Source organism: Mycobacterium sp., from assembly GCF_049585075.1.
GTDB lineage: Bacteria > Actinomycetota > Actinomycetes > Mycobacteriales > Mycobacteriaceae > Mycobacterium.
The window spans coordinates 1-7,370 of the sequence record NZ_JBAUZA010000230.1 but is presented as its reverse complement, the minus strand read 5'-3'; the positions used below and the strand labels follow the sequence as shown (position 1 = coordinate 7,370).

Below are 7,370 nucleotides of genomic sequence, written 5' to 3'. Positions count from 1 at the left end.
GGCCCTGGGGGTGGTCCGTAGCCGGGTGGCGGCCCTGGGGGTGGTCGGTAGCCGGGTGGCGGCGGATAGTTGCCGGGATGGGGGTCGCTGCCCCGCGGATCGCTCGGGTTGCCGGGGTGCTCTGGGGGGTGGCTCATTGTCGCTCCTGGCCTCGCGGTAGCGGGTTGCGGAGGCTTTATCGAGTTGGCCTCGCGCCTCCGCGAACTTAGCAAGTATTCGGCGGCCCCGCTGAGAGGTGGACACTGCGAACCGATGTCGATGTGGCGTGGTATGCCTGAACCGTGTCCGACGGTCTGTTCGACGTCCCCGACGCGACCAGCTTGACCGAATACGCGCAGAGTGGTTCGGCCGCTGCGCCGTTGGCCGTGCGCATGCGTCCTGCCAGCCTCGACGAGGTGGTCGGCCAGGACCACCTGTTGCAACCCGGCTCGCCGCTGCGGCGCCTGGTCGAGGGCTCGGGCGTGGCGTCGGTGATCCTCTACGGCCCACCGGGTAGCGGAAAAACCACGCTGGCGGCGCTGATCTCGCAGGCCACCGGCCGGCGTTTCGAGGCGCTGTCGGCGTTGTCGGCGGGGGTCAAAGAAGTCCGCGCGGTCATCGACCTGGCTCGTCGCGCCGCCGCGCATGGCGAACAGACCGTGCTATTCATCGACGAAGTCCACCGGTTCTCCAAAACTCAGCAAGACGCGCTGTTGTCCGCCGTGGAGAACAGGGTGGTGCTCCTGGTGGCGGCAACCACCGAGAACCCGTCGTTCTCCGTCGTCGCCCCGTTGTTGTCGCGGTCGTTGATCCTGCAGCTGCGGCCGCTGAGCGCCGAAGACATTCGCACGGTGGTGCAGCGTGCGATCGACGACCCCCGCGGGCTGAATGGGCAAGTCGTCGATCCCGATGCCGTCGACCTGGTGGTGCAGCTCGGAGCAGGGGACGCTCGACGCGCGCTGACCGCGTTGGAGGTCGCTGCCGAAGCGGGGGAGCAGGTCACCGTCGAGGCCGTCGAGCAGTCCCTGGACCGGGCCGCGGTGCGCTACGACCGCGACGGCGATCAGCATTACGACGTCGTCAGCGCGTTCATCAAGTCGGTGCGCGGCTCCGACGTGGACGCGGCGTTGCATTACCTGGCGAGAATGCTGGTCGCCGGCGAGGATCCGAGATTCATTGCACGACGGCTGATGATTCTGGCCAGCGAAGACATCGGCATGGCCGACCCCACCGCGCTGCAGACCGCCGTCGCCGCGGCGCAGACCGTGCAACTGATCGGCATGCCCGAAGCCCAGCTGACCCTGGCGCACGCGACCGTGCATCTCGCCAGCGCGCCCAAGTCGAACGCGGTGACCACCGCGCTGGGTGCGGCGATGGCTGACATCAAGGCGGGCAAGGCCGGTCTGGTGCCGCCGCATCTGCGCGACGGCCACTACTCGGGTGCGGCAGCGCTGGGCAATGCGCAGGGCTACAAGTACTCCCACGACGACCCCGATGGTGTTGTGCCGCAACAGTATCCACCGGACGAGCTGGTGGGCGTGGACTACTACCGCCCCACCGGCCACGGTGTTGAGCGCGAGATTGCCGCCCGGCTCGAGCGACTGCGGTCGATCATCAGGCGCAAGCGCGGGTAGCCGGATGATCTCCGCCGTCACACCAGCACCAAGAGTCGACCACCACACGCTTTCCGAAACCATGCCGCATGCGATATCAACGCGCGTAGTGATATCACCCGCGCGTTCAAACTAGAGAAGCCACTAACCCTTCAGTCAGCGGCTCAAGAGACCCCTGAGTCTGGTGGGGTTTAGGCAGACAAAGGAGATCCATGAAAACCTTCACCGACGACGAAATGAATGTGTTGTTGCCAAACGCCAAGGCCTACAGCGTCGTCATCCTCAAGCAGGGCCCCAATTTCGCCGATGACACAGCGCCGGCGGTGATTTGGGAACATGGCCGGCGTAATTTCGGGCTCCGCGACGACGGCGTGCTGGCCGTGGTGCTGCCGGTCACCGATGGCTCGGATGTCTGCGGTGTCGGCATATTCACTCCAAGCATCGACAAGACCGTCGCGATCATGAACGACGATCCCGGTGTGCAAGCCGGGGTCTTCACGTTCGAGGTGCACGCGTGTCGCGGGTTTCCCGGCGATTCGCTGCCCTAGACCTAGACCAATTCGGGCACCCGCAGGTGGGCGATGGCCAATTCGAATTCTCCGACGTCGAACTGATCTGCACCGAGATCGCGAAGCCGTGCGGTACGCAGTGAGCGCGCGCGTTCTTCGTTGCGCTGCATGGCTTCCAGGCTGTCGAACGTCGACGACGACACCGCCCGCCAGGATGTGCGGTCGATCATCAGGCTCGCGCTGCAGAAACCTTCGAGCTCCTCGATCGCGGGCAGCACCGATTCCCGGTAGAACTCGATGGCCCGGTCGAATTGGTCGGGCCGCACTACGAGCCAGGTGGCCCGCACGCCGGCACCCGGGCGCGAAGGGTGGTCTCGGTGCAGCACCGCGATCTCCCACTCGTCGACCGTCGGGCTACCGCCGAAGGTCTGTGCCGCCTGATCGCGAACCGGCCGTACCTCACGGGCGCTCGCGCGCATCGCCTGTTCGTTCTCCCACGAGCTGGTCGCAATGCAACGGCCAGAGTCGCGGTCGACCAACAACGACATGCCAAGGCATCCGTCGACTCTCTCGAGCGCGGGCATGACTACATCGCGGACGTGCGCAATCCCGGCGTCGATGGACGACGGTTGCGCCTCGATAGTGGTAGAGCGCGCATACACGGCCTGATCCCCTCCTTGCTCGGGGGCAGCGCCCGGTGGCGCCACCGGTTCCATTAATCACCTTCCTCCAGCGGATTGGCGATGGCAATGGGCCCAGAGAAAGAATGCCGCTGCGGTTGTTCGTCAATTGGCACAAGGAGATAACGGCCGATACCCAGTCGCTCGGTTCGGCCGGTGTCCCCCTAAGCCTCGATCAGACCAGCTCGGGTGCCCGCAGATGTGCGAGTGCCAGCTCGAACTCCTGCTCGTCTGCCTCAGCGACGCCCGCTTCCTGAATCTTTTGGTCCTTGAGGGCGTTCGACTGTTCCCTGTTCCGATCCATTGCTTCGCGGCTGTCGAAGGATGCACAAGACACGGCGCGTCCCGTGGCGCGGTTGACCATCAGGCTGGCGCTGCAGAATCCCTCGAGGTTTTCCATATCGGGTAAGACGGCTGTCTTAAAGAACTCGATGTTTTGGTCCGTTTGGGCGGGATCGCTTGTCACCCACGTGACCCGCGCGCAGGCACCCTGACCTGAGCGGTGGTCTCGGTGCAGGACCGCCAGCTCCCACTCTTCGACCATCGGGCTGCCGATGCCGCCGAACTCGTCTGCGGCCCGGTCACGAATCGACCGCAGGCGTTCTTCGCTCGCGCGCATCGCGTCTTCGGAGTCCCAGGAGGTGGTGACGATGCACCTTCCGGATTGGCGGTCAACCAACAGCGACAAACCGACGCATCCGTCGATGTCTTGGAGTCGAGGCATGATCTCGTCGCGAACATGTGCAACGCCAGCGTCGATCGACGAGGGTTGCGCCTGGATAGTGGTAGAGCGTGCGTACACGATCCACCCCCTCATTACTCGGGGCAGCGCCCCGCTGGCGCCACCGGTCCACCCCACACCTTCCTCCGTGGGATTGGCGATGACAATGGGCAGATACGTAGGCTGGACCGGTGAATACCGATGTGCTGGATGTGGACACTGCGCGTCGCCGTATCGTCGATTTGACCGAGTCAGTTCGTGCGTTTTGCTTTCCGCGGGGCGACGGGCTCTGCAACGTCTTCGTCCCGCATGCGACGGCGGGGGTGGCGATCATCGAAACCGGCGCCGGTTCCGACGACGACCTCGTCGAAACCTTGGAACGATTGCTGCCGCGCGACGACCGATACAAGCACGCGCACGGGTCGCAGGGCCACGGTGCCGATCATGTGTTGCCGGCCATTGTTGCGCCGTCGATCACAGTGCCGGTGCAGGGCGGCGAACTGATGCTGGGCACCTGGCAAAGCGTGGTTCTGGTTGACCTGAACCGGGACAACCCCCGGCGCTCGGTGCGATTGAGTTTTCTCAACGGTTGAGAGGGCAGCAAGCGGCGGTCCGGGTAGCCGGGCCGGTACTGTAGTGCGGTCGATAAGGCCTGAATAGGCTGGAAATTGGCTGGAAAGGCCTTCCGGCAAGGGGACAGCAAAGGGAAAGCGGAGAAGTGCAGACACACGAGATCAGGAAGAGGTTCCTCGATCATTTCGTGAATGCGGGCCACACCGAGGTGCCCAGTGCCTCGGTGATCATCGACGACCCCAACTTGTTGTTCGTCAATGCCGGGATGGTCCAGTTCGTGCCGTTCTTTCTGGGACAACGCACCCCTGCGTACCCGACGGCAACCAGCATCCAGAAATGCATTCGCACGCCCGACATCGACGAAGTCGGGATCACCACCCGGCACAACACGTTTTTCCAGATGGCCGGCAATTTCTCGTTCGGCGACTATTTCAAGCGCGGAGCCATCGAATTGGCTTGGGGCCTGCTGACCAACTCCGTCGCCGAGGGTGGCTATGGATTTGATCGCGAAAAACTTTGGGCCACAGTCTATCTGGATGATGACGAAGCGGCGACGCTATGGGAGGAAATCGCGGGTCTGCCCGCCGAGCGGATTCAGCGCCGCGGCATGGCCGACAACTACTGGTCGATGGGCATTCCCGGGCCGTGTGGTCCATCATCGGAGATCTACTACGACCGCGGCCCGGAATACGGTCCCGAGGGCGGCCCCCTGGCCAGTGAAGAGCGCTACATCGAGATCTGGAATCTCGTGTTCATGCAAAACGAGCGCGGTGAAGGCACCACCAAAGACGACTACCAGATCCTGGGGCCGTTGCCGCGCAAGAACATTGACACCGGGATGGGCGTCGAGCGGGTTGCGGTGCTGCTGCAGGGCGTGCACAACGTCTACGAGACCGATCTGCTGCGCCCGGTCATCGACATGGTGGCCGCCCGCGCGCCCCGTGGCTACGACGCGGGCAATCACGACGACGATGTGCGCTACCGCATCATCGCCGACCACAGCCGCACCGCGGCGATCCTGATCGGCGACGGCGTCAGCCCCGGCAATGACGGCCGCGGCTACGTGCTGCGCCGGCTGCTGCGCCGGGTGATCCGGTCAGCCAAGCTGCTGGGCATCGAGGATCCGATCGTCGGCGATCTGATGGTGACCGTGCGTGACGCGATGGGCCCGTCGTATCCCGAATTGGTGGCCGATTTCGACCGGATCAGGCGCATCGCGGTAGCCGAGGAGACTGCGTTCAACCGCACCCTGCAGTCCGGGTCACGGCTGTTCGACGAGGTGGCCGGTGCCACCAAGGCATCCGGCGCCGACGTGTTGTCCGGGTCGGATGCATTCACCCTGCACGATACTTACGGTTTTCCGATCGAGCTCACCTTGGAGATGGCCGCCGAGGCCGGCCTGCAAGTCGATGAAGCCGGCTTCCGGGAATTGATGGCCGAGCAGCGCTCGCGTGCCAAGGCCGACGCCGCCGCGCGCAAACACGCGCACGCCGACTTGTCGGCCTACCGCGAATTGGTTGACGCCGGGCCCACCGAGTTCACCGGGTTCGAAGAGTTGACGTCGCAGGCTCGAATCCTGGGAATCTTCGTCGACGGCAAGCGGGTACCGGTGGTGGCGCACGGCTTAGAAGGTGGAGCCGGCGCCGATCGGGTCGAGCTCGTGTTGGACCGCACACCGCTCTACGCCGAGTCGGGTGGACAGGTCGCCGACGTCGGCAGTATCAGCGGCACCGGCGCCAGCGAAAGCGCCCGGGCCGCGGTCACCGACGTGCAGAAGATCGCCAAAACCCTGTGGGTGCACCGGGTCAACGTGGAGTCGGGGGAGTTCGTCGAGGGCGATGTCGTCACCGCGGCGGTGGAGCCGGGCTGGCGCAAAGGCGCCACCCAAGGCCACTCGGGCACCCATATGGTGCACGCGGCGTTGCGACAAGTGTTGGGGCCCAACGCTGTTCAGGCGGGTTCGCTGAACCGTCCGGGCTATTTGCGGTTCGACTTCAACTGGCAGGGTCCGCTGAGCGAAGAGCAACGCACTCAGATCGAAGAAGTGACCAACCAGGCCGTGCAAGCCGATTTCGAGGTGCACACCTTCAACGAGCAGCTCGACAAGGCCAAGGCGATGGGAGCGTTGGCGCTGTTCGGGGAGAGCTACCCCGATGAGGTGCGGGTCGTAGAAATCGGCGGTCCGTTCTCACTGGAGCTCTGCGGTGGCACGCACGTGCACAACTCAGCCCAGATCGGCCCGGTGACCATCCTCGGCGAATCCTCCGTGGGCTCCGGCGTGCGTCGGGTCGAGGCCTACGTCGGGCTGGAGTCGTTTCGGCACCTGGCCAAGGAGCGCGCATTGATGGCCGGGCTGGCGTCGTCGCTCAAGGTGCCCTCCGAAGAGGTGCCCGCCCGGGTGGCGAACCTGGTCGATCGACTGAAGGCCGCGGAAAAGGAACTCGAACGCACCCGGCTGGCGACGGCGCGGTCCGCCGCGGTCAATGCCGCTGCCGGGGCGCAGCGCATCGGTAACGTCCGATTGGTGGCGCAGCGCATGTCAGGCGGGATGACCGCAGCCGATCTGCGCTCTCTGGTCGGCGACATCCGCGGCAAGCTGGGCAGCGACCCGGCGGTGGTCGCGTTGATCGCCGAGGGTGAAGGCGGCAGCGTGCCATACGCGGTCGCGGCCAACCCTGCCGCGCAGGACCTGGGCATCCGAGCGAACGACTTGGTCAAGCAGCTCGCCGGAGCCGTCGACGGTCGGGGCGGCGGCAAGGCCGACCTGGCGCAGGGCTCGGGCAAGGACGCATCGGGTATCGACGCTGCGCTCGACGCGGTGCGAGCGGAGATAGCGCGGGTCGGCTGAGTGGACTCTGCACACCGCCTGCCGGATCGGCCCGCCGCGGACGATCCGGGACGCGGACGGCGGCTCGGCATCGATGTCGGCAGCGTGCGCATCGGCGTGGCCTGCAGTGATCCGGACGGCATCCTGGCCACGCCGGTGGAAACGGTCCGCCGCGACCGGTCCGGCAAGCATCTGCGACGGCTGGTCGAGCTGGTCGCCGAGCTGCAGGCGGTCGAAGTGGTCGTCGGGTTGCCTCGAACGCTGGCCGATCGCACGGGCCCGTCGGCCCGCGATGCGATCGAGTTGGCCGGCGAGCTGACCTCGCGGATTGCGCCGATCCCGGTGCGGCTGGCCGACGAGCGGCTGACGACCGTCAGCGCCCAGCGATCGTTGCAGCAGGCGGGGATGCGGGCCAAAAGCCAGCGTAGGGTCATCGACCAGGCGGCGGCGGTGGCGATCCTGCAGGGT

The 7,370-nt window shown here is 65.6% G+C and carries 7 protein-coding genes; 5 read left to right on the top strand and 2 right to left on the bottom strand.

Translation table 11 applies throughout. From position 1 onward, the window contains the following. Positions 1–281 precede the first annotated feature (281 nt). Both WB785_RS11050 and WB785_RS11045 read left to right on the top strand, forming a co-directional pair. Entirely contained in the window at positions 282–1,613 is a 1,332-nt protein-coding gene (locus WB785_RS11050) for a replication-associated recombination protein A (RefSeq protein ID WP_424079120.1), read from the top strand. A gap of 191 nt (positions 1,614–1,804) precedes the next feature. After that, positions 1,805–2,140: a hypothetical protein gene (locus WB785_RS11045; RefSeq protein WP_424079118.1), complete on the top strand. Its 336-nt coding sequence runs from the start codon at positions 1,805–1,807 to the stop codon at positions 2,138–2,140. Between the two features lie 2 nt (positions 2,141–2,142). On the opposite strand, the gene WB785_RS11040 is transcribed toward WB785_RS11045, so the two are convergent. Both WB785_RS11040 and WB785_RS11035 read right to left on the bottom strand, forming a co-directional pair. Next, a complete protein-coding gene (locus WB785_RS11040) occupies positions 2,143–2,763 on the bottom strand; it encodes an antibiotic biosynthesis monooxygenase (protein WP_424079123.1) in 621 nt (206 codons plus the stop codon). Between the two features lie 193 nt (positions 2,764–2,956). Further along, positions 2,957–3,583 (bottom strand): antibiotic biosynthesis monooxygenase, encoded by a 627-nt coding sequence (locus WB785_RS11035; RefSeq protein ID WP_424079116.1) that lies wholly within the window; start codon positions 3,581–3,583, stop codon positions 2,957–2,959. A 122-nt stretch (positions 3,584–3,705) separates the two neighbouring features. Here WB785_RS11035 and WB785_RS11030 point away from each other — a divergent pair, with 122 nt between their 5' ends. The 3 genes from WB785_RS11030 to ruvX all read left to right on the top strand — a co-directional run. Next, on the top strand, positions 3,706–4,095 hold the full coding sequence (locus WB785_RS11030) for a secondary thiamine-phosphate synthase enzyme YjbQ (RefSeq protein ID WP_424079122.1): 390 nt from the start codon (positions 3,706–3,708) through the stop codon (positions 4,093–4,095). Between the two features lie 125 nt (positions 4,096–4,220). Then, complete coding sequence (gene alaS / locus WB785_RS11025) at positions 4,221–6,923, top strand: alanine--tRNA ligase (protein ID WP_424079115.1); 2,703 nt, start codon at positions 4,221–4,223, stop codon at positions 6,921–6,923. Then, a partial coding sequence (gene ruvX, locus WB785_RS11020) for a Holliday junction resolvase RuvX (RefSeq protein WP_424079114.1) occupies positions 6,924–7,370 on the top strand: 447 nt, incomplete at its 3' end.

Coding starts and splice junctions, on each gene's coding strand:
- WB785_RS11045 (WP_424079118.1), top strand. CDS start 1,805: ATGAAAACCTTCACCGACGACGAAATGAATGTGTTGTTGCCAAACGCC.